Genomic DNA, 25,131 nt, shown 5'->3' with positions numbered 1-25,131 from the left:
GGCCCGGGGCCAGGGCCCGGCGCCACCGCCTGGGTTCCGCCGGGTACCCCCAATGGCCCAGCGTCCCGGGCCGCCACGGCCCCGGCGGGGGAGCATCGGGGCATGAGGCCCATCCTTCGACGCGCGCTCTCCCTGGTGGCCCTGGCCGCCCTCGCGGGCTGCGCCGATGTCGAAGGCCTGCAGAGCAACGGCGACCTGGGCACGGTCCGCGCACCCAAGAGCCTGTGGAAGAACATCCGCCCCGAACCCCCCGACCCCGGCCAGAAACCGGGGACGGCCGCCGTGATCCCGGGGCTTCCCAAGGTCGGCAAGCAGTCCATGCGCGGGGTGAACCCGCTGGAGGTCATCCGCGCGGACATCACCGCGGCCACCGCCGGCGACGGCGGGACCGGCCGCCTCGTCGACCCGCGCGCGATCCAGCGGCTCGCGCTCTGTACACAGGCTGTGGACGGCGGTCCGGACTGCCCGGTCCGGCCGGGCGTGCTCCACGATCTGACCGGCGACGGCCGGGAGGACCTGATCACCGCCCTGGACCTCGACGGCAGACTCAGCGAGCTGCGCGTCTACACCGTCCAGGACGACGGGCGCATCGCCCGGATCCTGTCCCGGCGCGGGGTGCTGGAGGGCGTGGAGGTGGCCGCCGAGCACCTCGCGGTGCGCGAGCCGACCTCGAACCCGGCCTACATCTCCATCTCCGACTACGTGTGGGACGAGAAGGCCGGGATCATGAACCTCTCCCAGCTCACCCTCGACACCTGCCCCGACGCCAATGACCCCTCCGGCGCCTGCGGCCCGGCGGGCGCGGCCTGAGCACGGGCCGGGGCGGGCGGACGATGCGGGTACCGAGCGGGCTGCGCTGGAAGATCGCCATGACCACCACCGCGGTGTGCTGCATGGTCGCCGCCGCGCTCGGGATCCTCGTCCACAACGTCGTCTCCCGGCAGATCTCCGGCGAGGTCCGCAAGGACGTGATCCGCAACCTGGAGCACGCCCTGGACCACTACCAGTACGGCACCACACACGGTGACGCGAACGTGGACCTGAATCCGCCCGGCCTGCCGGAGCCGCTGCGGAAGCTGGTCGCGCGCGGGCAGACCGGCAGCATGGTCGGCGAGTACGGCCACAAGCCGGTGATGTGGGCGGCCGGCCCCGCCGACCAGCAGGCGCTCGCGGTCTGGCTCCCGTACGAGGACACCCGCTCCCGGCTCCGGGACATCGACACCGCCATCCTGGCCTCCGCCGGTCTCGCCGCCGGGGTGGTGGCCCTCGCGGGCCTCTTCCTCGCCAACCGGATCAGCCGCCGGCTCGCCACCACCGCCGCCGTGGCCCGCCGGATCAGCGCCGGGGACCTGGACGCCCGGGTCGGCTTCCCCGCCGACGCGGAGGAACCGGCCCGGTTCCGGTCCCGCGACGAGGTACGGGACGTGGCCCAGGCCCTGGACTCGATGGCGGGCTCGCTCCAGGACCGGCTGGAGGCGGAGAAGCGGTTCACGGCCGATGTGGCGCACGAACTGCGCACCCCGCTCACGGGTTCACTGGCCGCGGCGGAGCTGCTGCCCGAGGGACGGCCCAAGGAGATGATCAACGACCGGCTCAAGGCCCTGCACCTGCTCACCGAAGACCTGCTGGAGATCTCCCGGCTGGACTCGGGCGTCGAACAGGCCGACCTGGCCCGGATGGAGCTCGGCCGGGCGGTGGAACGGGCCGTGGCCTCCACCCGGCTGGCCGTCTCCGTACGGATCCTGCGGGACACGGTGGTGCTCACCGACCGGCGCCGCCTGGACCGGATCCTGGCCAACCTGCTGGTCAACGCCGCCAAGCACGGGCAGCCGCCGATCGAGGTGAGCGTCGAGGGTCCGATCGTGACCATCCGCGACCACGGGCCGGGGTACCCGGCCGAGCTGATCGAGCAGGGCCCGCAGCGCTTCCGCACCGGCGACCCCGGGCGGGGTCGCGGCCACGGTCTGGGCCTGACCATCGTGATGGGCCAGGCCGCGGTGCTGGAGATCGCGCTGCGGTTCTCCAACGCCCCGGACGGGGGCGCGGTGACCACCCTCCAGCTGCCCGTGGGGCGTCTGCCGGAGGGAAGTTGATCGTGCGGAGTGAATGTTTCACGTGAAACAGGCGTGCGGGGTGGGTGTTTCACGTGAAACACCCACCCCGGGACGTTCCGCTCCGGCAGCGGTTGAGCCGAAGCGGCGGCGGGCTGATGAACGGCTGGTGAATCCGGCCCGTCGGAGCGGCAGTTCAGGGCCCTGACCGGTGTGTTTGGACCGTGGGCGCCACGAATGGTGCCCCTGCCGAAGTTCCAGCCAAGGGGCCGATAACCTTACGTGTCCACTCTGGGCAGGGATCTACCGCGCAGCACGGACAAATGACGCACGCACTCATGCGAAAGGCCTGGCCCATGGGTATTCGGAGCTTGTTGCGCAAGGTATTCGGAAGGCCAACGGAGCCGGTTCCGGAGACGACCGACGCCACTTCGGCGGCCCTCCCGAGCCAGACCGAACGCACTCCACTGGACGCGGCGGCCGAACTGGTCGCGGCCTCCTTCGACAACCCCACCGTCCCCCCGCAGTCCGCTCCGCGCGACCGCGAACCGGGAACCGTCCTGACGGCCCCGGCCCCGGACCCGACCGTCCCGGAGGCACGCCGTCACGCCTCCGGCCCGTCGGCCTCCCCGACGCCCACCCCGCCCGCCCCGGAGCCGGTAGCGGCCGGGGCCGAACCGGAGCCGGCCGCACAGCCCGAACCGGAACCGGTCGCGGCCGAGCCGGAGCCGATCTCGGCCGAGGCAGAGCCCGCAGCGCAGGCCGAGCCGGAGCCCGTAGCGGCCGAGGCCGTCACCGCTGCCGAGCCGGAGGCCGAACCGGCCGCCGCCGCAACGCCGGAGGCCGAAGCCGAACCGGTCGAGCCGGAGGCACAGCCGAAGGAGGAAGCAGCCGCAGAGGCCGCCCCCCTGGCCGCAGCCGCCGAACCCGAGCCCGTCGCCGTCGAGGCAGAGGCCGAGCCGGAGGCAGAGGCAGAGGCAGAGGCAGAGGCAGAGCCCCTGGCCGCCGAGGCCGAGCCGGTCGCCGTCGAAGCAGTCGCGGCAGAGGCTGAAGCCGAGGCCGTCGCAGCCGAAGCAGAGCCCGAGCCGGAGGCAGCCGCGGAGCCCGAAGCCGCGATCGTCGAACCGCAGACCGCCGAGGTCGAGGCCGCCGAGGTCGTCGCAGTCGAGGCCGAAACCGTCCCCGCCCCCAAGCCGGAGGCAGGGGCCCACGCCCTCGCGGCGGTCAAGCGCCAGGCTCCCACCCTGGCCGGGGCCTACAAGGCCGCCGGGCAGGTCCTGCGGAGCAAGGGCAAGGCCGGGGCGCGGGCGACCGTGTACCTCGTGCTCGACCGGTCCGGGTCGATGCGGCCCTTCTACAAGGACGGCAGCGCGCAGTACCTCGCCGACCACGCGCTCGCCCTCGCCGCGCACCTCGACGAGAACGCCACCGTCCACACCGTGTTCTTCTCCACGGACGTGGACGGCACCGCCGACCTCACCCTCGAAGGCCACGACGAGGCCTGGGTCGAGACCCGCCACGCGGAGCTCGGGCACATGGGGCGCACCAGCTACCACCGGGCGGTCGAGGAAGTCCTCACCCGCTACCAGAAGGACGGCGGGGAGGGCCGCGCCCTCGTCGTCTTCCAGACGGACGGCGCTCCGGACAACCGTCAGCCCGCCCGCCAGGCGATCGCCGACGCGGCCGCGCACGACATCCACTGGCAGTTCGTGGCCTTCGGCGACCCCGAGGCCAAGGCCTTCGACTTCCTGCGCAAGCTGGACGCCGAGAACGCCGGCTTCTTCCACGCCGGGTCCGCGCCGGGCGAGCTGACCTCGGCCGCGCTCCTCAAGGGCATCCTCGACGGGTTCTAGCCCGACCCTGACGCACCCGCACACGCAGAAGGGCCCGGGATCCCCAAGGATCCCGGGCCCTTCCCGCGTGCACGGACGGCCCGGCCGGGCCGGGCCGGCCTACTGGTGCGGCTTGACCGACTTCTCGACCGGCTCGGTGGTCTTGGTCTCCACCGGCTTGCGCAGGGCGATGTTCAGCTCGCGCAGGCGGGACTCCTCCAGGATGGTGGGGGCACCCATCATCAGGTCCTGGGCGTTGCCGTTGAGCGGGAAGGCGATGGTCTCGCGGATGTTGGGCTCGTCGGCCAGCAGCATCACGATGCGGTCCACGCCCGGGGCGATGCCACCGTGCGGCGGGGCGCCGAGGCGGAAGGCGCGGAGCATGCCCGCGAACTCGCGCTCGACGGTCTCGGCCTCGTAACCGGCGATCTCGAAGGCCTTCAGCATGACCTCGGGCTCGTGGTTGCGGATGGCGCCGGAGGACAGCTCGATGCCGTTGCAGACGATGTCGTACTGCCACGCCAGGATGTCGAGCGGGTCCTTCTCCTCCAGGTCCTTCATGCCGCCCTGCGGCATGGAGAACGGGTTGTGGGAGAAGTCGATCTTGCCGGTCTCCTCGTCCGCCTCGTACATCGGGAAGTCGACGATCCAGCAGAACCGGAAGACGTTCTCCTCGAACTGGCCGGCGCGCTTGGCGGCCTCGACGCGCACGCCCGACATGATCTTGGAGACCTCGGCGAACTCGCCCGCGCCGAAGAACACCGCGTGACCGGCCGCGAGGCCCAGACGCTCGGTGAGGACCTTGACGTTCTCCTCGGTGAGGAACTTGGCGATCGGGCCGGTCAGGCCGCCGTCCTCGCCCACGCGGACCCAGGCCAGGCCCTTGGCGCCCAGCGAGATCGCGTACTCGCCGAGGCCGTCGAAGAACTTGCGGGGCTGCGCGGCGGTGTCCGGGACGGCCAGGGCGCGCACGTGCTTGCCGGCGAACGCCTTGAACTCCGAGCCCTCGAACACGTCGGTGATGTCGACGAGCTCCAGCTTGGAGCGCAGGTCGGGCTTGTCGTTGCCGTACTTCAGCATCGACTCGCGGAACGGGATCCGCGGGAAGGGGGAGGTGACCTCGCGGCCGTTGCCGAACTCGGTGAAGATCTCCGTCATCAGCCGCTCGATGGGCTGGAAGACGTCCTCCTGCTCGACGAAGGACATCTCGACGTCGAGCTGGTAGAACTCGCCCGGCGAGCGGTCCGCGCGGGCGTCCTCGTCGCGGAAGCAGGGCGCGATCTGGAAGTACCGGTCGAAGCCGGAGATCATCAGCAGCTGCTTGAACTGCTGCGGCGCCTGCGGCAGCGCGTAGAACTTGCCCGGGTTCAGGCGGGACGGGACCACGAAGTCACGGGCGCCCTCGGGGGAGGTCGCGGTGAGGATCGGGGTCGCCATCTCGTTGAAGCCGAGGGCCACCATCTTGGAGCGGATCGACGCGATGACGGCCGAGCGCAGCATGATGTTGCGGTGCATGCGCTCGCGGCGCAGGTCGAGGAAGCGGTACTCCAGGCGCCGCTCCTCGTTCACACCGTCGTCGGTGTTGATGGTGAAGGGCAGCGGGGCCGAAGCGCCGAGGATCTCGACGTCGGTGACCTCGATCTCGATCTCGCCGGTGGACAGCTCCGGGTTGACGTTGTCCGCGCCGCGGGAGACGACCTTGCCGTCGATGCGGACGACGGTCTCCTTGGTGACCGTGCTCAGCGCCTCGTTCGCGGCGGTGCCGGGACGGGCCACGAGCTGCGTGATGCCGTAGTGGTCACGCAGATCGATGAAGAGGATGCCGCCCAGGTCTCGACGGTTGTGCAGCCAGCCGCTCAGCCGGACGTCGGAAGCGACGTCGGAGGCACGGAGCTCGCCGCACGTGTGGGACCTGTACCGATGCATCAGTCATCCAGTTCTACGCGATACCAGGGTGGATTCAACCGTCCCAAGGTTACCGTCCGGGCCGGGTGCCGTGCGGGCGCGCCCGAGAGGACGCCGGACACGGGCGGTGAACAGGCACGTCAGGCGTACGACCTGTAAAGATGACCACGTGCGCACAGAGGACGTCCTGGCCGCCATCGCGACCGGTTTGTGGCGATGGGACAACGCCTCCGGGACGGTCACCCTCGACAGCGAGGCCGCCCGGCTGCTCGGGCTGCCCGCCGAGCCGGTGGACCTGCCCGAGGTCGCCGTGCGCTCCCGCTTCCACCCGGTGGACTGGAACGAGATCAACGGCATCGTGAACCTGGCGGTCGCCGAAGGCACCCTCGCCGAGGCCCGGTTGCGGATCATGGACGAGGACGGGCGCGTGCTGCGCACCGTGCGCAGCCGCTCGAAGCCGCTGGAGAACCGGACCGCGGACGGCCGGCTCGACTACGAGCTGATCGGCACCATCCAGGAGATCGCCGAGGCGCAGCCCGGCACCACCGCCGTGCACACCCCGATCACCGGGGACTGGCGCCGCTCGCGCGAGGCCTTCCTGCTGGACGCGGGGCGGGCGCTGGCGGAGGCCCGTTCCACCGCCGAGGTGCTGCGGGTGGCGGCCTCGCTCTCGATGCCCGGATTCATACCCGACGGGCTGGCCGTCTTCGGCGTGGCCGGCAGCCGGCTGTCGATCATCGGCCACCACGGGCACGATCCCGGGGACGAGAGCCCCTTCGCGGACATGCCGGTGGACACCGACTACCCGGCCGCGGAGGTGGTCCGTACCGGGCGGGCGATCTACCTGCCCAGCTCCGAGGACTACAAGCGGCGCTTCCCGGCCACCTGGCCGCTCGCGCAGCGCTTCGGCCGGATCTCCTGGGCGTTCCTGCCGCTGGTGGTGGCCGGCCGGACCATGGGCGCCTGGATGGCCGCCTTCAAGCACCCGGTGTCCTTCTCCCCCGATGAGCGCTCCGTCCTGACCACCGTGGCCCGGATGCTCGCGCAGGCGCTCCAGCGCGCCGGAGTCGCCGAGTCCGAGCGGGAGCTCACCACCGGCCTGCAGCGGTCGATGATGCCCCAGCTCGGCCCCGAGATCCCCGGCATGGCCATCGCCGCGCGCTATGTGCCGACCGGCGGCGGGCTCCAGGTCGGCGGCGACTGGTACGACATGATCCCGCTGCCCTCGGGACGGTTCGCGCTGGTCATCGGCGATGTCCAGGGCCACGACGTACGGGCGGCCGGGCTGATGGGCCAGCTGCGGATCGCGGTGCGCGCGTACGCCTCCGAGGGCCACCGGCCCGACGCGGTGCTCTCGCGGGCCTCGCGGTTCCTGGCGGGGCTGTGCTCCTCGCAGGAGCGGGAGGGCGAGTCCGAGGAGGACCCCGACTTCCAGAGCCCGCGCTTCGCGACCTGCCTGTACGTGGAGTGCGATCCGCAGACCGGCCTGCTGGAGGTGGCCCGCGCCGGGCACCCCGACCCGGCGATCCGGATGACCGACGGCACGGTCCTGATGCGGCCCACGGCGGGCGGGCTGCCGCTCGGCATCGTCCCGGACACCGACTACCCGACGACCCGGTTCACCCTGGAACCCGGCGAGACGATGATGCTGTGCACCGACGGGCTCATCGAAACGGGCGGGCACGACCTCGACACGGGCTGGGCGCGGCTGCGGGCCATCCTGGAGTCGGAGACCCACGACGCGCAGAGCCTGGAGCCCCGGCACCTGGAGCGCATGGCGGACCTGCTGGTCCAGGCCGTGCACGGACCCTCCTCGCACCACACCACGGGCCCCCTGGCGGACCGGCGCGAGGACGACATCGCCGTGGTCCTGCTCTGCCGCGAGGGCGCGGGCTGCGGCTGCGACACGCCGCTGCTGCACCCGGGCCGCCCGGCCCGGCGCACGATGCTGACGGTCGCCCAGGCCGAGCCGGAGCGGGTCTCCGGGGTCCGCCGCCAGATCCGGGAGCTGCTGCACGACTGGGCGGACGCGGAGCAGGTGGACTCGGCGGTGCTGATGGTCTCCGAGATGGTGACGAACGTACTGGTCCACACGGACGGGGACGCGCTGCTGATGGCCGAGGCGGTGGGCGAGCTGGGCGCGCGCCGGCTGCGGATCGAGGTGGCGGACGCCTCCGACGAACTGCCGCACAAGCGCCAGCCCGGGGAGATGGCCTCGAGCGGGCGCGGGGTCCTGCTGATGGAGATGCTGGCGGACGTCTGGGGCGTGGACCCGCGCGGCGAGGGCAAGTCCACCTGGTTCGAGCTCCACGAACGGTCGAAGCCGGACCCGCTCTCCTAGTCCGCGCCGCCCGGCACCGCCCCGGACGGCATGGCGTACGGGGCCTGCGTGCCGCGGCTGCTTGGATGCGGAGGTGGTGACCCAAATGCTCCCCCAGCCCGCCCGGCGGCTCCTCGCGTGGTGCGTGTTCACGCTCGCCGTCGCGGGTGTGGCCGCCCTCGGTGTATGGCTGTGCATCGTCCTCAAGACGGCCGTGACGCCCGTACTGCTCGCCCTGCTCGGGACGGCCCTGCTGGGGCCCCTGCACCAGCGGCTCACCCGGATCGGGGTCAACCGCTCGCTGGCCGCCGGGATCACCTGCCTCGCCGTGATCGGCGTGGTCGGCGGGGCCATGTACGTGGTCGTGCTCGCGCTCATCGAGACCGGCGACCAGATCATCGCCTCCCTCAAGCAGGCCGGCGCGGACCTCGCCAAGCACTTCGGCGCCGCCGGGACCTCGCTGGAGGACCTCGCGATCAACGCCAAGGACCTGCTGGCGAAGTTCGGCGGCACGGCCGCCTCCGGGGTGATCACCGGGATCAGCGTGGTCGGCGAGATGATCGCCACCGCGATCCTGGCGCTGCTGCTGATCTTCTTCTTCCTCCGCGACTCCGACCGCGCGGTCGGCACCCTGCGCTCGCTGGCGCCCGGCGCCCGCGCCGACACCCTGGAGGCGATGGCCCGCCGCGCCTTCCAGGCCGTCGAAGGGTTCATGCGCGGGACCACCTTCATCGCCGCGATCGACGCCGTCTGCATCACCATCGGCCTGCTGGTGCTGCGCGTGCCCGGCGCGGTGGGGCTCGGCGCCCTGGTCTTCGTCGGCGCCTACATCCCGTACCTCGGTGCCTTCATCTCCGGCGCCGTGGCGGTGCTCGTCGCCTTCGCCGACCGGGGCTGGGTGATCGGGCTGTGGGCGCTGGGTGTGGTGCTGGCCGTACAGGTGCTGGAGGGGCACGTGCTCCAGCCCATGATCCAGAGCCGGACCGTGCAGATGCACCCGGCGGTGGTCATGCTGGCGATCACCGCCGGCGCCAGCGTCGCGGGCATCCTCGGCATGCTGCTCGCCGTCCCCCTGACGGCCGCCGCGTTCGGAGTCTTCTCGGAACTGCGGTCCCGTTACGGGGCCCCGCGCGCGGACCACGCTGCGCAGCCCCCCGCGGAAGGTTCCACGGGGGGCTAGGTCGAGTTCCGCGGCGGACGCCTAGCGGGTGCGGGCCGTGGTCGGGATGCGGCCCAGCCGGCCGGCCTGGAAGTCGTCGAAGGCCTGCTGGAGTTCGTGCTGGCTGTTCATGACGAACGGGCCGTAGTGCGCCATCGGTTCCCGGATCGGCCGGCCGCCGAGGAGGACGATCTCCAGGGCCGGGGCGTTGGAGTCCTGGGCCTCGTCCGCCCGTACGGTGATCGAGCCGCCCTCGCCGAAGACCGCGGTCTGCCCGGTGTGGACGGGCCGCCGCTCTTCGCCGACCGAGCCGCGCCCGGCCATGACGTAGGCCAGGGCGTTGAAGTCCTCGCGCCAGGGGAGGGTGATCTGCGCGCCCGGGGTCACCGTCGCGTGGATCATCGTGATCGGGGTGTGGGTGATGCCCGGGCCCTCGTGGCCGTCCAGGTCCCCGGCGATCACGCGGAGCAGGGCGCCGCCGTCGGGGGTGGAGAGCAGCTGGACCTGGCCGCCGCCGATGTCCTGGTAGCGCGGGGGCATCATCTTGTCGGAGGCCGGGAGGTTCACCCACAGCTGGAGGCCGTGGAAGAGCCCGCCGCTGACGACCAGGGACTCCGGCGGGGCCTCGATGTGCAGGAGGCCGCTGCCGGCGGTCATCCACTGGGTGTCGCCGCCGTTGATGATTCCGCCGCCGCCGTTGCTGTCCTGGTGGACGAAGGTTCCGTCGATCAGGTACGTGACGGTCTCGAAGCCGCGGTGGGGGTGCCACGGGGTGCCCTTGGGCTCGCCCGGCGCGTACTCCACCTCGCCCATCTGGTCCATCATGATGAACGGGTCGAGGTACTGGTAGTTGATCCCGGCGAACGCGCGACGTACCGGGAACCCCTCACCCTCGAAGCCACCAGGGGCCGTCGTGACGGCCAGCACCTTGCGGGCGGTCGTCGTCTCCTGGGCGGGCTCCGCGACGCGCGGGAGCGTCAACGGGTTCTCCACAGTCACTGCAGGCATGGTCAGGACCTCCTTCTGTCGCCGAGTTTAGTTGAAACTCGAACTTTCTGCCACACCCGACAGAACAGAAGGAACCCCGGGGTAATTCCCCCGGGGTCCCGATTCCTTGATACCTCTGGATGTCAGCCGTTGCACGCCGGGTCGGCGTACCGGCACAGCGAGGCCGGAGCGGCCTGCGCCGGGGCCGCGGCCAGGGCGCCGACGCCCACGGCCAGAGCCACCGTGGCCAGCACCGCGGCCGCCTTCACGCGAAGCCGCGTACGCGTGGTGGAAGTGGTACGAGTCATTGCTTCCTCCTTGTGTCGGAACCGATCACGGGGGACCCCCCGCTCGTTCACGTGGTCAGGGCTCGATCGAGACCGAGTTGAACGGGGTCATGTCGATCACCGCCGTGTGGTCCTGATACACCGCGTAGTCACAGTTGGTGCCGTTGTTGTTCCGGCACAGCCAGATCTTCCACCCGTCGGTCTGGTTGTTGTCGACCAGGTGCCTGCCGCTGTAGAAGTAGAGCTTGTGGGCGCCGTAGGTCGCCCACATGTTCCGGATCCCGCTGTCCGCGGTGGTGCCCCAGTAGATGCAGGCGTACCCGTCCGGGCACTGGGTCGAGTCCGCCTGCGCGGGCGTCGCCGCCAGGACCCCCGTACCCAGCACCATCACCCCCGTGGCCACAACTGACGCGAGCTTCGTGCGCAAGGACATACGTGCCATCACGGTCCCCCTGTGAATAGGAGCGGGATTCCCCCCGCAGCACTGATGTTCGGGACTCGCGAGCGACTCCGCGATCCTTTCGGGCAGCGCCGAAAGGAAGCCCGTCAGCCGCCGCTGTGAAGGAGGTCCACGCCCAGCGCGGTCGTCGAGTGGAGGACCGCCTTGCCGTCGCGTTCCGTGGTGATCAGGCCCGCCGCGCGCAGGGTACGGGTGTGCTCGGACGCCGAAGGCAGGGAAATGCCCAGGTCACGGGCGAGCTCGCTGGTCGTGCGCTGCTGGACCAGCGACTGGAGCACCGCCGCCCGGGTCCGCCCGAGCAGCGCGTCCAGCGCCCCGGCCGCCGGGCCCGGCACGGACAGCGGGAGCGGGGTCAGCGCCGGGTACAGCAGCAGGTGCGCCCCGGACGGGTGCCCGGCGAGCAGCGGGCGCCCCGTCCAGAACGGCGAGGGCATCAGGATCAGGCCGCGTCCGCCCAGGTGGACCTCGTAGTCCGGCGGGCGGCCCACCTCGAAGGCCGTGCCCGACCAGTCGGCGGCCGGGTGCGTACTGGCCAGGCAGGCCTTGATCCCGTGGGCGGCGAGCAGCCGGGTCCGCCAGGCGACGTCCGCCTGGAAGGACTGCCGGATCCGCGCCCAGTGCGGGGCGACGAGCACCTCGTACGAGACCCGCAGCGCCGAATCCAGCTGGTCCCACGCCTCCCGGTCCAGGTCCCACAGCGCGCGCAGCCAGCTCGCGGAGCCGGGGGCACGGGCGGCGGCCCGGTGGAACATGTCGGGGGTCAGCAGCGGCGCGGACCCGCGTATGTCGGCCAGCCCTTCCTCCAGGCTCCGCGAGCAGGGCTCGACGAACTCCGGATTGTCGCCGTCGGGGCGCAGCAGGTCGAACAACGGCAGCGCCCGGCCGGGGAGCTCTCGGGCCACGAGGCTGCGCCAGCGGCCGAAAACCGCCTGCTCATCGGTGCGCTGGGCGGCGACGAGCGCCATGCACAACTCCACCAGGGGCATCGGTTCGCTCGCGAAGGTGACGTTGAAGAGGTCCTCGGCCGTGAAGTGCACCCGCAGCATGTCCGCCCCCCGGCCCGAGGCCTCTAGCCGTACATGCGGCGCATCGCGAAGTCGACCATCTGCTCGACGGCCTTCGCGTCGAAGACCATCCGGTGGTCGCCCTCCATGTCGAGGACGAAGCCGTAGCCGGTGGGCAGCAGGTCGATCACCTCGGCGCCGGTGATCACGAAGTACTTGGACTCCTTGCCGGCGTACCGGCGGAGCTCCTTGAGCGTGGTGAACATGGGGATGACCGGCTGCTGCGTGTTGTGCAGCGCCAGGAATCCCGGGGTGTCGCCGCGCGGGCAGTAGACCTTCGAGGTGGCGAAGATCTGCTGGAAGTCCTCGGCGGAGAGCGAACCGGTCGTGAAGGCGCGCACCGCGTCCGCGAGGGAGGGTGGAGACGGCTCCGGGTACAGCGGCGGCTGCTGCGCGTAGCCCTGCTGGGGCTGCTGCGGGGCGTACTGCTGCTGGGCGCCCGGGTTCTGGTCGTAGCCGTACATGGGCCGAAGCCTACCGAGGCGGTGGCCCGCCCGGACGTCGAGTTCCGGTCAGCGGGACTTCAGCCCGTCGACGGGGCCTCGATCCGGCGTCCGGCCCGGAGGATCCGGCAGAACCGTGTGGTGCGGGCTACCGGTACTCCAGAGAGAGTCGTCACAGTCGAGCTGCTAGGGGTTGCGCGTTATTACCGACGGGTAGCATCATTACGTTACCGATTGGTATGTACGAGGAACCCGTCTCACCGAGCCTTAACGGAGCCGTCGCCATGGGGCACTACAAGTCGAATCTCCGCGACATCGAGTTCAACCTCTTCGAGGTGCTCGGACGCGACAAGCTGTACGGCACCGGCCCGTTCGGCGAGATGGACACCGACACCGCCAAGACCATCCTCAGCGAGATGACCAAGCTCTCGGAGAACGAGCTGGCCGCCTCCTTCGAGGACGCCGACCGCAACCCGCCGGTCTTCGACCCGGCCACCAACACCGCGCCCGTCCCGGCGTCCTTCAAGAAGAGCTACCAGGCCTTCATGGACTCCGAGTACTGGCGCCTGGGCCTGCCCGAGGAGATCGGCGGCACCACCTCGCCGCGCTCCCTCATCTGGGCCTTCGCCGAGACCATCCTGGGCGCGAACCCGGCCGTCTGGATGTACTCCTCCGGCCCGGCGTTCGCCGGCATCCTCTTCGAAGAGGGCAACGAGGCGCAGAAGAAGGTCGCACAGATCGCCGTCGAGAAGCGCTGGGGCTCCACGATGGTGCTGACCGAGCCCGACGCGGGCTCCGACGTCGGCGCCGGCCGCACCAAGGCGATCGAGCAGGCCGACGGCTCCTGGCACATCGAGGGCGTCAAGCGCTTCATCACCTCCGGCGAGCACGACATGGAGGAGAACATCCTCCACTACGTCCTCGCGCGCCCCGAGGGCCACGGCCCGGGCACGAAGGGGCTCTCGCTCTTCCTGGTGCCCAAGTTCGAGTTCGACTGGGAGACCGGCGAGCTGGGCGAGCGCAACGGCGTCTACGCGACGAACGTCGAGCACAAGATGGGCCTCAAGGCCTCCAACACGTGCGAGATGACCTTCGGCGACCAGCACCCCGCCAAGGGCTGGCTGATCGGTGACAAGCACGACGGCATCCGCCAGATGTTCATGATCATCGAGTTCGCCCGGATGATGGTCGGCACGAAGGCCATCGCCACGCTCTCGACGGGCTACCTGAACGCGCTGGAGTACGCCAAGGAGCGCGTGCAGGGCCCCGACCTGGCCGAGTTCATGGACAAGGCGGCCCCCAAGGTCACCATCACCCACCACCCCGACGTGCGCCGCTCGCTGATGACGCAGAAGGCGTACGCCGAGGGCATGCGCGCCCTGGTCCTGTACACCGCCTCGATCCAGGACGAGATCCAGATCAAGCAGGCCGCGGGCGAGGACGCCTCCTCCCTGATCGGCCTCAACGACCTGCTGCTGCCGATCGTGAAGGGCTACGGCTCGGAGAAGTCCTACGAGCAGCTCGCCCAGTCCCTGCAGACCTTCGGCGGCTCCGGCTACCTGCAGGAGTACCCGATCGAGCAGTACATCCGCGACGCCAAGATCGACACCCTCTACGAGGGCACCACGGCCATCCAGGGCCAGGACTTCTTCTTCCGGAAGATCGTCCGCGACCAGGGTGCTTCGCTGAACGTCCTCTCCGAGACGATCAAGAAGTTCCTCGCCGAGGGCGTGGGCGGCGAGGAGCTGGCCCCGGCCCGCGACGCGCTCGCCAAGGCCGCCGTCGACCTGGAGGCCATCGTCGGCCAGATGATCGTCGACCTCACCGCCACCGGCGAGGACGTCAAGAACATCTACAAGGTCGGCCAGAACACCACCCGCCTGCTGATGGCCTCGGGCGACGTGGTCGTCGGCTACCTGCTGCTCAAGGGCGCGGCCGTGGCCGCCGAGAAGCTGCCGGCCGCCTCCGCGAAGGACGTGGCGTTCTACACCGGCAAGATCGCGGCGGCGAAGTTCTTCGCCTCCCAGATCCTGCCCGGCGTCTCGGTCGCCCGCGCGCTCGCCGAGTCCGTCGACAACACCCTGATGGAGCTCGACGAGGCCGCTTTCTAGTCTCACCGGACCCTCCCCACCCCTGCCCGTACGCGGTGTACGGACACACCGACGGCCGGACCCTCCCGCACGGGGGCCCGGCCGTCGGCGCACGCTCGGCCCCGCACCTCCCCCTCCACCCCCGGCGGGACCTGCGGGGTTCCCGGGATGTCGGTGCTTCGTGGGACGCTCGTAGGTATGAGCCCACAGGAGCAGCAGCGCGGCAGCAGGGGGTACTCCGTCCCGACCGGGCGGCCGTACGCCCTCAAGGAGCTGCAGGCGGCCGTGGGCAGCCTCGGCGACCACCTCCGGGAGCTCTACGACGGCGCCCACCCCACCGAGTACGAAACCGTCGCCGACGCCCTCTACACCGCCTTCCAGACCGCCGCCGGGCTGGCCCCCGCCAAGAGCTACACGGGCTGCCCCGAACACCCCAACGGCGCCCTCGACCCCGAGGCGCCCGACGGCTGGGGCCGCTGCCTGATCTGCAACGACCGGCGGCGCCTCGGACTGCGCGCCCAGGGGGCCCGCGCGGCCTCCGCCGCCCCGCCCGTCGGGGAACAGCGCCGGCTGGGCTACCCCGTGCCCGAGCCCCCGTACAACATGGACGCCCTGCTCGGCGCTCTGCGCACGGTCGAGGAGCGGCGGTTCCACCTGAGCCTGTCCTCGCCCCCCGAGGACTTCGTCGCGATGGCCGACGACCTGCACCGCGCCTTCATCGTGGCCCGCGAACTCTCCCGCCCCCGCAACGCCTCCGGGTGCTCCGAACACCCCGGAGCACCCATCGACCCCGACGCGCCTCCCGGAGAGGCCTGTATCTTCTGCGCCGGACGCAAAAGACGCGCACAGCGCTCCGCGCAGACCCCGGAGATGCTCCCGCGCATCCGCCGGGGCGAGCGCAGACAGCTGCAGCGCCGCTTCGAGCGTCCGCCGGGCTGAAAAGGCAACGGAACCGCACAATAAACCCGTTACACCCCCTGCGGCCCCAGAGCTTCCAACTGTCCACCGCGGTCCGTGCATGGCAAACACAACCGTCGTTAAGGTGAACCACTTGGCTTCCTCTCCTCCCTAGCGGGAGGAGAATCCCACCCTCACAGGTGGGTTTTCCTGCTTCACCACGGACCGCCCCGACCGAGAGGAGGACTCCCGATGAGGTCTGACACCCGCTCCACAGGCAGTAACCGCCAGCCCGGCGGCCAGAAGATTCATCGCGGCGTTCCCATCCCGGTCATGGGCCATCCCGCACTTTTCACACGTCCACTCACGGACGTCCAGAGGCAGCACTTCGGCGATGGCCCCGCAGGCCGAGCACAGCTTGGTGCTGGGGAACCACCGGTCCACCGTGATCAGCTGACGCCCGTACCAGGCCGTCTTGTACTCCAGCATCGACCGCAGTTCGCGCCAGGCGGCGTCGCTGATCGCGCGGGCCAGCTTGTGGTTCCTGAGCATGTTGGTGACGGTCAGGTCCTCGATCACGAGCGTTTGGTTTTCGCGCACGAGTCGAGTCGTCAGTTTGTGCAAATGATCGCGGCGCTGGTCGGCGATCCTGGCATGAATCCGAGCTACCCGGGTGCGGGCCTTGGCCCGGTTCTTGCTGCCCTTCTCCTTCCGCGACAGCGCGCGCTGCGCGCGGGCCAGATGCTCGCGGGACTTCCGTTCGTGGCGGAGGTTGGGGATCTTCTCGCCGGTGGACAGCGTGAGCAGGGCCGTCAGTCCGGCGTCGATACCGAGGGCGTTCGTGGTGGCGGGCAAGGGGGCCGGAGTGTCCTCGCACAGCAGCGAGACATACCAGCGCCCGGCAGAGTCGCACGAGACCGTGACCGTGGACGGATCCATCCCCTTCGGCAGGGGACGAGACCACACGATGTCCAAGGGCTCGATCATCTTCGCCAGCGTCAACCGGCCCTCCACGTAGCGGAACCCGGTACGGGTGTACTCGGCCGACGCCCGCGACTTCCGCTTCGACTTGAAGCGCGGGTACTGCGATCGCTTTCCCCAGAACGCCACGAACGCCGACTGCAGGTGCCGCAATACCTGCTGCAACGGGACCGAGGACACCTCTGCCAAGAAGGCCAGCTCCTCGGTTTTCTTCCACGCCGTGAGCATGGCCGAAGTCTGCCCGTAGCCCACCCGCTCCCGGCTCACGGTCCAGGCCTCGGAGCGAGCTGCGAGCGCAAGGTTGTAGACCTTCCGCACACACCCGAACGTCCGCGACAGCTCCCCAGCCTGCGCGGTCGTCGGATAGAAGCGGTACTTGAACGACCGCTTCACGGAAGGAATCTCCACGCCCCGGACGCTAGGGGCACTCACGATCCGAACACAAGCACAGGTCACAGCCTCACGCAGCGGCACTCCGCCGCAGCGAGGCTCCGAGTCGGGGTAACTCCTCCCCCGGCTGAAGCCGGGGCCTTCCACACAAGGGAAAAAAGATGAGCTCTCCCGCCGCCCGCTTCGACCGCGGCCACACCGACGACCTGATGACCTTCTTGACGGCCAGTCCGTCGCAGTACCACGCCGTGGCCAACGCGGCGGAGCGACTGGAGAAGGCCGGATTCAGGCAGTTGGCGGAAACGGACGCATGGGACGCGAGCACGGGAGGCAAGTTCGTGACCCGCGGGGGCGCGATCATCGCCTGGTACGTGCCCGAAGGCGCGGCCGCGCACACGCCGTTCCGCATCGTCGGCGCCCACACCGACTCCCCCAACCTCCGCGTCAAGCCGCTGCCCGACACCGGCTCGCAGGGCTGGCGGCAGATCGCCGTGGAGATCTACGGCGGCACCCTCCTCAACACCTGGCTCGACCGCGACCTGGGCCTGGCCGGCCGGCTGACCCTGCGCGACGGCACCGAACGGCTCGTCAACATCGACCGCGCGCTGATGCGCGTACCGCAACTCGCCGTCCACCTCGACCGGTCGGTGAACACCGACGGCCTCAAGCTCGACAAGCAGCGGCACATGCAGCCGATCTGGGGTCTGGGCGAGGTCCACGAGGGCGACCTGATCGCCTTCCTCGAAGAGGAAGAGGACCTGCCCCGCGGCTCCGTGGCGGGCTGGGACCTGATGGTCCATTCGATCGAGCCGCCCGCCTACCTGGGCCGCGACCGCGAGCTGCTGGCCGGCCCGCGCATGGACAACCTGCTCTCCGTGCACGCGGGCGTCGCGGCACTGGCCGCGGCCTCCACGGCGGAGAACCTCGCGTACATCCCCGTACTGGCCGCCTTCGACCACGAGGAGAACGGCTCGCAGTCGGACACCGGCGCGGACGGACCGCTGCTGGGCAACGTGCTGGAACGTTCAGTCTTCTCGCGCGGCGGCTCCTACGAGGACCGCGCGCGGGCCTTCGCCGGCAGCATCTGCCTCTCCTCCGACACCGGCCACGCCGTGCACCCCAACTACGCGGAGCGGCACGACCCCTCGCACCACCCGCGCGCCAACGGCGGCCCGATCCTCAAGGTCAACGTCAACCAGCGCTACGCGACCGACGGCAGCGGGCGCGCGGTGTTCGTGGCCGCCTGCGAGCGGGCCGGCGTGCCGTGGCAGACCTTCGTCTCCAACAACTCGATGCCCTGCGGCACGACGATCGGCCCGATCACGGCCGCCCGCCACGGCATCCACACCGTCGACATCGGCGTGGCCATCCTCTCGATGCACAGCGCCCGCGAACTGTGCGGCGCGGACGACCCGTACCTCCTGGCGAACACCCTCGTGGCGTTCCTCGAGAGCTGAGGCCTACCGGTCGGACGGCCGAAAGCCCGCACCGTCTGCCGCAATGCGGCGGGAGGTGCGGGCTTTCGGCCGTTCCCCGCCCTACGACGCGTCTTCGTCCATCCCCGCCAGGACCAGGGGCAGACGGCTCGTGCCCCCGGCGGTGACGCGGAGCGGTACCCCCCAGTCCTGCTGGTGGACGTGGCAGGCCGGGTATTCGTTGGCCGGGTCGTCGTCGCAGGAGGCGGCCATCGCCGAGACGTGCAGGACGCCTTCGGTGAGCTCCGGGTTGAGCCCGAGCTCCCGGAACAGGTCGGTCCCGGCCCCGTCCCCGGACACCAGCAGCTCGGGCGGGGTCGAGGAGACCAGCAGGCGGGTGGAGGGCCCGTAGCGGGTGTCGAGCTTCTGGCCGGCCGGGGCCTGGAAGACGACGTCGAGGCGGAGCGTGCCGGGGGCCACCTCGGTCGCGGCCCGCTGCGTACGGTGGGCGACCGCGTCCACCCGTACCGCCTCCTCCGGGAGCCGAAGCCGGGTCAGCCGGTGCCGGGCGGACTCGACGACCACGATGTCCTCGCCGACGAGCACGGCGTCGCTGGGCTCGCGCAGATCGGTGGCGAGGGTGGTGACCTGGCCGGTGGCGGGGTCGTAGCGCCGCAGGGCGTGGTTGTACGTGTCGCACACCGCGACCGAGCCGTCGGGCAGGGCGGTGACGCCGAGCGGGTGCTGGAGCAGCGCCTGGGCGGCGTCGCCGTCGCGGTGCCCGAAGTCGAAGAGTCCGGTGCCGACGGCGGTGGTGATCGCGTAGCCCTCGTCCCCCTCACCCTCCTGGTGCACGTACCGCAGGGCGCTGGTCTCGGAGTCGGCGATCCACAGCCGGTCCTCGGTGGCCGCGAGGCCGGAGGGCTGGGCGAACCAGGCCTCGGCGGCCGGCCCGTCGTGCAGGCCCTCGTTGGTGGTCCCGGCGGCCAGGGCGACGGTGCCGCTCTCCGGGTCCCAGGTCCACAGCTGGTGGACGCCGGCCATGGCGATCCACACCCGCCCCCGCCACCAGGCCACGTCCCACGGCGACGACAGGTCCACCTCCAGGGCCGGCCCGGAGGTCGGGGACCCCTGCCACCACTGGCGGCCGGTCCCGGCGACGGTCTCGACGGCGCCGGTGGCGGGGTCGAACCGGCGCAGGGCGTGGTTCACGGTGTCGGCGACGACCACGGACCCGTCGGGCAGCAGCGCCAGCCCCTGGGGCTCGCTGAAGCTCCCATCCGTGGCGCTCCCGTCGGTAAAGCCGCGCTGCCCGCTGCCGATGCGCCGTACGACGCTCTCCCCGTCGGCGGCCAGCTCCACCAGCTGGTGCCGCGTCGAGTCGGAGACCAGGAGGTTCCCGGAGGGCAGCACGAGCGCCTTCCCGGGGAACCGCAGATCGCCCGCCACCGGCTCGGGAGCCACGTACGGCCCGTCACCGCGCCGCAGGGTCCCCTTGGCCTCGTGCTCCGCCTCCAGCTCCTCGACGAGCCGCTCGATGGCGTGCGCGTGCCCCTCACCGGCGTGCTGCGCGACGACGTACCCCTCGGGGTCGATCACGACGAGCGTGGGCCACGCGCGGACGGCGTACTGCTTCCAGGTCGCCAGCTCGGGGTCGTCGAGCACGGGGTGGTGCACCTCGTACCGCTCGACGGCATCGACGACGGCGGCGTGCTCGGCCTCGTGGACGAACTTCGGCGAGTGCACACCGATGATCACGACGGTGTCGCGGTGCTTCTCCTCGAGCTCGCGCAACTCGTCGAGGACGTGCAGGCAATTCACACAGCAGAAGGTCCAAAAATCGAGAATGACGATCCGTCCTCGCAGGTCGGCGAGGGTATACGGCTTACCGCCGGTGTTGAGCCAGCCGCCCTTGCCGATCAGCTCGGGGGCACGGACTCGGGCGCGACGGGGTGCGGACGCGGCAGAATTCATGCACCAAGGGTGCCACCCCGCCTCCGCCGCTCCGCCGGGGACCGAGCCGCCCCGGGACTGAGCCGCCCCGGCTCGGGGTACACCTCGGGCAGGCCGGCGCCGGGGGCGCCTGGGCGTTGGGGGCGGGGGACCTATGGGGCAGAAGCTGCGGGCGGCATTACCGGCGGTGCTGGCGGCGGCGGTGCTGGGGCTGGCGCTCTGGTACGGGTCGTACTACACCACCATCCTGGTGTGGGAGCTGCGCAAGCTCGTGGCCTGGCTGGCGGCGCCCCTGCTGCTCGCGGCGGCCATCGGGGTGCCGTGGGCACTGGTGAAGGCGGTCCGGCGGTGGCGCACACGCGATGCGAAGCCGGGCGGGGGCTCGGAGGTCGCGGACTGGGTGGCGGGGCTCGGATGCGTGGTCGGAGTGGCCGGGCTGGCGCTCGCGATCTGGTGGCTGGTGTACGGCTCGTACCTCCAGGACCGCGCGTACATGCACGGCGTGCAGGTGGTGACCGAGGCCGTGCCCGAGATGACGCCCCGGGCCCCGTACCTGGTCGGCAAGGCGCAGTCCGCGCCCCACCTGGGCGATGTCACCGGGGAGATCTCCGACGTGACGTACCTGCCCGACTCGGACCGGTTCGCGACGCTGGTCGAGCGGCGCGGGTGGCTGTCCGGGTACGAGACCGCGCTCGTCCAGTACGTCCCGCTGGGCACCAACAGCCGGACCCAGCAGCGGTGTTCCTTCGACACCGAGCAGGCGGACGCGCGGATCAGCGGCTGGTTCTCGCACAACCTGGGCCGCAAGATCTCGGCCAAGCAGCGCGGGGTGCGCTTCTCCGCCGGGGACGTCTACGTGGTCTGCGACGGCGAGACCCCGACCGTGGTCGTCCCCCTCAAGCGGCAGACCGGGTTCCTGGTGGTGACCGAACGGCCCGCCGGGGTCGCGCTCTACAACGGGCGGACCGGCGAGGTAAAGATCGCCACCAACACCGCCGGCGTGCCCGGCCCGACCTATCCGCTGAGCCTCGCGAGCCGCCAGCGCGAGGCGACCACCGCGGTCGGCAGCTTCGCGGACTGGTGGGCCGACCGCGGCGGCTGGGACGCCTCCGAGGACGGCACCAACGCGGGCAACGAGGCCGATTTCACCCTCCAGTACCGCGACGGCAGCGGGCGCAGCGCGTACGTGACCCCGCTGACCCCGCAGGGGGAGGCCAGCTCGGTCGTGGCCGTGTCGACCGTGCCGGCCCGCCAGAGCGGCGGCGGCCTCGCCCCGATGACCATCCACCGGCTCGATCCGGTGTGGTCCTCGCCGAAGGCGCTCGTCGCGCTGATCAAGGCCGAGTACCGGGACGTCTGCTGCTACAACGACGACCAGGTCTTCGAGGTCATACCCACCGGCGGCAGCAACTGGACCTCCACCATCGGCAGCGAACAGAACGTCCGCTACCGGGTGGAGGGCCGCGGCCAGGTGGACGGCCGCGACGCGACCTGCCTCAAGGACGCCAACGGCGAGCTCATCCGCTGCGCCTACGCGGCTCCCGGCTCACCGGAGGAGAAGGAACTCCAGCGCAGGGAGCAGGAGAAACAGAAACAGAAGGACCAGAACCCGGGCGGCCCCGCCGCCGGAGACCTCACCGGCTACACCCCCGACCAACTGGCCGAGCTGCAAAAACGGCTCTCCGAAGAAATCACCCGGCGCCTGAAGGGCGGCTAGACCGTCTCTTCCGGATCCTGCCGGGCCCGCGTCAGCCGTGGACGAAGGATTTCAGGGAGGCCACCAGGGCCGTCACGAAGGATTCGCGGACCGGGGGCGGGAGGAGGTCCAAGGAGAGGTACGGGTTGAGGTCCTCCAGCTCCACCAGGAGGAGCTCGCCCGAGGGGGCGCGGCAGGCGTCCACGCGCTGGATGCCGTGGTCGAGGGTGTTCCAGTCGATGAAGCCGCGGGCGAAGGCCAGGTCCGCGGGGGTGGGCTCGTAGGGGACGAGCTCCCAGCGGCGGGCCGGGTCGGGGGCGTACAGGGCGTACTGGAAGGAGTCGTCGACGAAGTAGAAGGACACCTCGTACGCGAAGTCGATGCGCGGCTGGATCAGGAACTCCCCCGGTGCGCAGTCCGGGTGCGGGGTGAAGGTGAGGCCTATCGAGTCGGCGCCCTGCTTCGGCTTCACCGCGTACGAGGCCGCGGGCGGGAGCAGGGCGAGGTCCGCCGGGTCGTCGACGGTCGGGATGACGGGGTGGCCGGACGCCGTGAGGTCCAGGAGGTACTGCTTGCCCGCCATGTCGCCCCGGCCGGTGAGGGGGTTGTAGACGGGGGTGCCGGCGGCGAGGGCGGCCGCGCGGAAGGAATCGTAGGCCTGCTGGTAGTGCAGGACCGGGCCGCTGTTGCGGATCACGACGGCGTCGAAGCCCGCCGGCATCAAGGCCTGCGCGTCCAGCGGATGGCACAGGGCCAGCGGGAAGTGCTCGCGCAGCCGCGAGGTGAGGAAGACGTCCTCGTCGCCGTAGCGGCGGCCGCGCGCCGGGTACGCCAGATCGGTCACGTAGAGGAGAGGCATGACGGGAACCTATCGCGGGCAGCGATGAGCGCATGAAATACCTCGTACGGGACAAAGTGTTGGCCCTCGGCGACGACTACTGGATCGAGGACGAGGACGGCCGCCACGCCTTCCTCGTCGACGGCAAGGCCCTGCGGCTGCGCGACACCCTGGAGCTGAAGGACCCCGACGGGCAGACCCTGATCACGCTGCGGGAGAAGTGGTTCTCCTTCCGCGACGCGATGACCCTGGAGAGGGACGACCGGCGGCTCGCGGTGATTCGCCGGAAGCGGTTCTCGCTGCTGCGCAACCACTACCTCGTGACCCTCAACGAGGGCACCGAGCTGGACATCAGCGGCCGGATCCTGGACCGGGAGTTCAAGGTCGAGTACGAGGGGGAGCTGCTCGCCCTGATCTCCCGCCAGTGGTACCGGGTCCGCGAGACCTACGCGGTCGACGTGATCCGGGAGGACGCGGACGCGGCCCTGCTGATCGCCGTCGCCGTGTGCGTGATCCGGATGGCCGAAAAGGAGCGCGAGGGCGACGGCGGCGGCGAAGACTGAGGGGCGGCGGCCGCTAGCGGCCCAGTCGGCGGTCCTTGAGGGCCGGGAACTGCTCGCGGGTCAGGGCGACCTTCGCCGGGTCGAGGTCCACGGTCAGGACGTCCTCCCCCGGGCCCGCCTCGGCGAGGACCTCGCCCCACGGGTCGACGACCAGGCTGTGCCCGGCCTGCTCCACGCCCGCGTGGGTGCCCGCCAGCCCGCAGGCGAGTACGTACGACTGGTCCTCGACGGCCCGCGCGCGGTTCAGGAGGGTCCAGTGGGCGCGGCGGCGGGCCGGCCAGCCCGCGGCGACGACCATCGTGGTCGCCCCGGCGTCGACCAGTCCGCGGAACAGCTCGGGGAAGCGCAGGTCGTAGCAGGTGGCGAGGCCCAGCGTCTGCTCCGGCAGCTCCACGGTGGTCAGGGAGTCGCCGGGGGACATCAGGACGGCCTCGCCCTGGTCGAAGCCGAAGCGGTGGATCTTGCGGTACGTGGCCGCGAGCTCGCCCGTCGGGGAGAGGACGAGCGCGGTGTTGTAGAGCGAGCCGTCGCCCGCCCGCTCCACGACGGAACCGGCGTGCAGCCAGACCCCGGCATCGCGGGCCGCCTTGGACATGGCCTCGTAGGTGGGGCCGTCCAGGGGCTCCGCCTCTGTCTCGAACTGCTCGTAGGAGAAGGCCCCGACGGTCCACAGTTCGGGCAGGACGACGAGATCCGAGGAGGACTGGTCGCGGACGAGGTCGGCGGCGCGGGAGCGGCGGGAAGCCACCGACTCCCCTTCGTTCACCGCGATTTGGATCAGGGAAGCGCGCACAGTACCACCGTCCTGGCATTCAAGCCGTCAACTCGGGCCTACGATCGTCACACGAAAGCACTGCCGGGGTGCTCACCGGCAGCGTAGTTTTGAAGCCATTGCACTAGCTTCCAGAACGCGCCAACGCGCCAATGAACAGCACGCGAGGGGTCCCGTTGACCGTCCATCCGCATCCCAGTCTTCAGCCCTATGCCGACGCGTGGACCCACTCCATCGAGGCGATATCCGAGCTGGTCCTCCCGCTGACGGAGGGCGAGTGGAGCCGGGCGACGCCGTGCCCCAACTGGTCCGTGCGCGATGTGGTCTCGCACATCATCGGCATCGAGTGCGAGCAGCTCGGCGACCCGCGGCCGATCCACACCCTGCCGCGGGACCTGCGGCACGTGGTGGACGAGTTCAGCCGCTACATGGAGGTCCAGGTCGACGTACGGCGCCACCACACGGCGCCGGAGATGACCTCGGAGCTGGAGTACACGATCATTCGCCGCTCGCGGCAGCTGCGCAACGAGAAGCGGGATCCGGACACCATGGTCCGCGGTCCGCTGGGCGAGCCGGCGACGCTGGAGCACTCGCTGAGGCTGCGCGCCTTCGACGTGTGGATGCACGAGCAGGACCTGCGGGCGGCGCTGGGGGTGCCGGGGAACTGGGACTCGCCCGGCGCGTACGTGGCGCGCGACATCCTCCTGTCCGGGCTGCCGAAGGTGGTCGCCAAGAAGGCGGGCGCGCCCGCGAACTCGGCCGTGGTCATCGATGTGCACGGGCCCCTGGAGTTCATGCGGACCGTACGGGTGGACGCGGAGGGCCGGGGCACGATCGACAAGGCCCCGTCGCTCGGCCCGGCGGTGACGCTGACCCTGGACTGGGAGACGTACGTACGGCTCGCGGGCGGGCGGGTGCGGCCGCACACCGTCGCCGACCGCGTGAAGGTGGAGGGCGACCCGGCGCTGGCCGAGGCGATCCTGGCCCACTTCTCCGTGACGCCGTAGCCGGGGCGCCGTAGCAAAACC

At 71.0% G+C, this 25,131-nt stretch carries 21 protein-coding genes; 11 read left to right on the top strand and 10 right to left on the bottom strand.

The annotated features are described in order from the left end of the window. Positions 1-102 precede the first annotated feature (102 nt). The 3 genes from OG490_RS19295 to OG490_RS19285 all read left to right on the top strand — a co-directional run bounded on the left by OG490_RS19295 (position 103) and on the right by OG490_RS19285 (position 3,904). Positions 103-810: a hypothetical protein gene (locus OG490_RS19295; protein ID WP_330297539.1), complete on the top strand. Its 708-nt coding sequence runs from the start codon at positions 103-105 to the stop codon at positions 808-810. A 23-nt stretch (positions 811-833) separates the two neighbouring features. Beyond that, positions 834-2,093, top strand: a complete 1,260-nt coding sequence (locus tag OG490_RS19290; protein WP_330297538.1) for a sensor histidine kinase — start codon at positions 834-836, stop codon at positions 2,091-2,093. Between the two features lie 332 nt (positions 2,094-2,425). Then, positions 2,426-3,904 carry a VWA domain-containing protein gene (locus tag OG490_RS19285; RefSeq protein WP_330297537.1) on the top strand — a complete coding sequence of 493 codons (1,479 nt, stop codon included), beginning with the start codon at positions 2,426-2,428 and terminating at the stop codon, positions 3,902-3,904. A 99-nt stretch (positions 3,905-4,003) separates the two neighbouring features. Here OG490_RS19285 and aspS read toward each other — a convergent pair whose 3' ends face one another. Next, on the bottom strand, positions 4,004-5,809 hold the full coding sequence (aspS, locus tag OG490_RS19280) for an aspartate--tRNA ligase (RefSeq protein WP_330297536.1): 1,806 nt from the start codon (positions 5,807-5,809) through the stop codon (positions 4,004-4,006). Between the two features lie 148 nt (positions 5,810-5,957). Between aspS and OG490_RS19275 the strand changes: the two genes are divergently transcribed. Both OG490_RS19275 and OG490_RS19270 read left to right on the top strand, forming a co-directional pair. Next, a complete protein-coding gene (locus tag OG490_RS19275; protein WP_330297535.1) occupies positions 5,958-8,129 on the top strand; it encodes a SpoIIE family protein phosphatase in 2,172 nt (723 codons plus the stop codon). A gap of 85 nt (positions 8,130-8,214) precedes the next feature. Beyond that, the gene (locus OG490_RS19270) at positions 8,215-9,288 is read left to right on the top strand and encodes an AI-2E family transporter (protein ID WP_330297534.1); all 1,074 of its coding nucleotides are present in this window, start codon (positions 8,215-8,217) and stop codon (positions 9,286-9,288) included. A 21-nt stretch (positions 9,289-9,309) separates the two neighbouring features. Here OG490_RS19270 and OG490_RS19265 read toward each other — a convergent pair whose 3' ends face one another. The 5 genes from OG490_RS19265 to OG490_RS19245 form a co-directional block, all read right to left on the bottom strand. After that, positions 9,310-10,275 carry a pirin family protein gene (locus tag OG490_RS19265; protein ID WP_330297533.1) on the bottom strand — a complete coding sequence of 322 codons (966 nt, stop codon included), beginning with the start codon at positions 10,273-10,275 and terminating at the stop codon, positions 9,310-9,312. 122 nt (positions 10,276-10,397) lie between these two features. Then, positions 10,398-10,562, bottom strand: coding sequence for a hypothetical protein (locus OG490_RS19260; RefSeq protein WP_330297532.1), 165 nt, complete (start codon positions 10,560-10,562; stop codon positions 10,398-10,400). Between the two features lie 55 nt (positions 10,563-10,617). Further along, positions 10,618-10,983, bottom strand: a complete 366-nt coding sequence (locus OG490_RS19255) for a hypothetical protein (protein WP_330297531.1) — start codon at positions 10,981-10,983, stop codon at positions 10,618-10,620. 104 nt (positions 10,984-11,087) lie between these two features. Further along, the gene (locus OG490_RS19250; RefSeq protein ID WP_330297530.1) at positions 11,088-12,047 is read right to left on the bottom strand and encodes an ArsR/SmtB family transcription factor; all 960 of its coding nucleotides are present in this window, start codon (positions 12,045-12,047) and stop codon (positions 11,088-11,090) included. A gap of 23 nt (positions 12,048-12,070) precedes the next feature. After that, entirely contained in the window at positions 12,071-12,529 is a 459-nt protein-coding gene (locus OG490_RS19245) for an SseB family protein (RefSeq protein ID WP_330297529.1), read from the bottom strand. A 263-nt stretch (positions 12,530-12,792) separates the two neighbouring features. On the opposite strand from OG490_RS19245, the gene OG490_RS19240 reads away from it, so the two are divergent. Together OG490_RS19240 and OG490_RS19235 are read left to right on the top strand one after the other, a co-directional pair. Next, complete coding sequence (locus OG490_RS19240) at positions 12,793-14,619, top strand: acyl-CoA dehydrogenase (RefSeq protein WP_330297528.1); 1,827 nt, start codon at positions 12,793-12,795, stop codon at positions 14,617-14,619. 177 nt (positions 14,620-14,796) lie between these two features. After that, the gene (locus OG490_RS19235) at positions 14,797-15,537 is read left to right on the top strand and encodes a hypothetical protein (RefSeq protein ID WP_330297527.1); all 741 of its coding nucleotides are present in this window, start codon (positions 14,797-14,799) and stop codon (positions 15,535-15,537) included. A gap of 129 nt (positions 15,538-15,666) precedes the next feature. Here the strand turns inward: OG490_RS19235 and OG490_RS19230 are convergent, their stop codons facing one another. Further along, entirely contained in the window at positions 15,667-16,884 is a 1,218-nt protein-coding gene (locus tag OG490_RS19230; RefSeq protein ID WP_330297526.1) for an RNA-guided endonuclease InsQ/TnpB family protein, read from the bottom strand. A gap of 143 nt (positions 16,885-17,027) precedes the next feature. Between OG490_RS19230 and OG490_RS19225 the strand changes: the two genes are divergently transcribed. After that, positions 17,028-18,323, top strand: coding sequence for a M18 family aminopeptidase (locus tag OG490_RS19225; RefSeq protein ID WP_330297525.1), 1,296 nt, complete (start codon positions 17,028-17,030; stop codon positions 18,321-18,323). 81 nt (positions 18,324-18,404) lie between these two features. Here OG490_RS19225 and OG490_RS19220 read toward each other — a convergent pair whose 3' ends face one another. Further along, positions 18,405-20,255, bottom strand: a complete 1,851-nt coding sequence (locus OG490_RS19220; protein ID WP_330297524.1) for an NHL domain-containing thioredoxin family protein — start codon at positions 20,253-20,255, stop codon at positions 18,405-18,407. Positions 20,256-20,388: 133 nt separating this feature from the next. Between OG490_RS19220 and OG490_RS19215 the strand changes: the two genes are divergently transcribed. Next, positions 20,389-21,951, top strand: a complete 1,563-nt coding sequence (locus OG490_RS19215; protein ID WP_330297523.1) for a hypothetical protein — start codon at positions 20,389-20,391, stop codon at positions 21,949-21,951. A gap of 31 nt (positions 21,952-21,982) precedes the next feature. On the opposite strand, the gene OG490_RS19210 is transcribed toward OG490_RS19215, so the two are convergent. Then, positions 21,983-22,789, bottom strand: coding sequence for a hypothetical protein (locus OG490_RS19210; protein WP_330297522.1), 807 nt, complete (start codon positions 22,787-22,789; stop codon positions 21,983-21,985). Between the two features lie 32 nt (positions 22,790-22,821). Here OG490_RS19210 and OG490_RS19205 point away from each other — a divergent pair, with 32 nt between their 5' ends. Continuing rightward, complete coding sequence (locus tag OG490_RS19205) at positions 22,822-23,331, top strand: LURP-one-related/scramblase family protein (RefSeq protein WP_330297521.1); 510 nt, start codon at positions 22,822-22,824, stop codon at positions 23,329-23,331. A gap of 13 nt (positions 23,332-23,344) precedes the next feature. On the opposite strand, the gene OG490_RS19200 is transcribed toward OG490_RS19205, so the two are convergent. Continuing rightward, complete coding sequence (locus OG490_RS19200; protein ID WP_330297520.1) at positions 23,345-24,124, bottom strand: carbon-nitrogen family hydrolase; 780 nt, start codon at positions 24,122-24,124, stop codon at positions 23,345-23,347. Between the two features lie 155 nt (positions 24,125-24,279). On the opposite strand from OG490_RS19200, the gene OG490_RS19195 reads away from it, so the two are divergent. Further along, positions 24,280-25,110, top strand: coding sequence for a maleylpyruvate isomerase family mycothiol-dependent enzyme (locus OG490_RS19195; RefSeq protein ID WP_330297519.1), 831 nt, complete (start codon positions 24,280-24,282; stop codon positions 25,108-25,110). Positions 25,111-25,131: the final 21 nt, after the last annotated feature.

The sequence above is a fragment of the Streptomyces sp. NBC_00503 genome, from assembly GCF_036346895.1.
In the GTDB taxonomy this organism is placed as follows: domain Bacteria; phylum Actinomycetota; class Actinomycetes; order Streptomycetales; family Streptomycetaceae; genus Streptomyces.
Note: the sequence above shows the minus strand (reverse complement) of the source record. Positions and strands in the feature narration are given on the sequence as shown.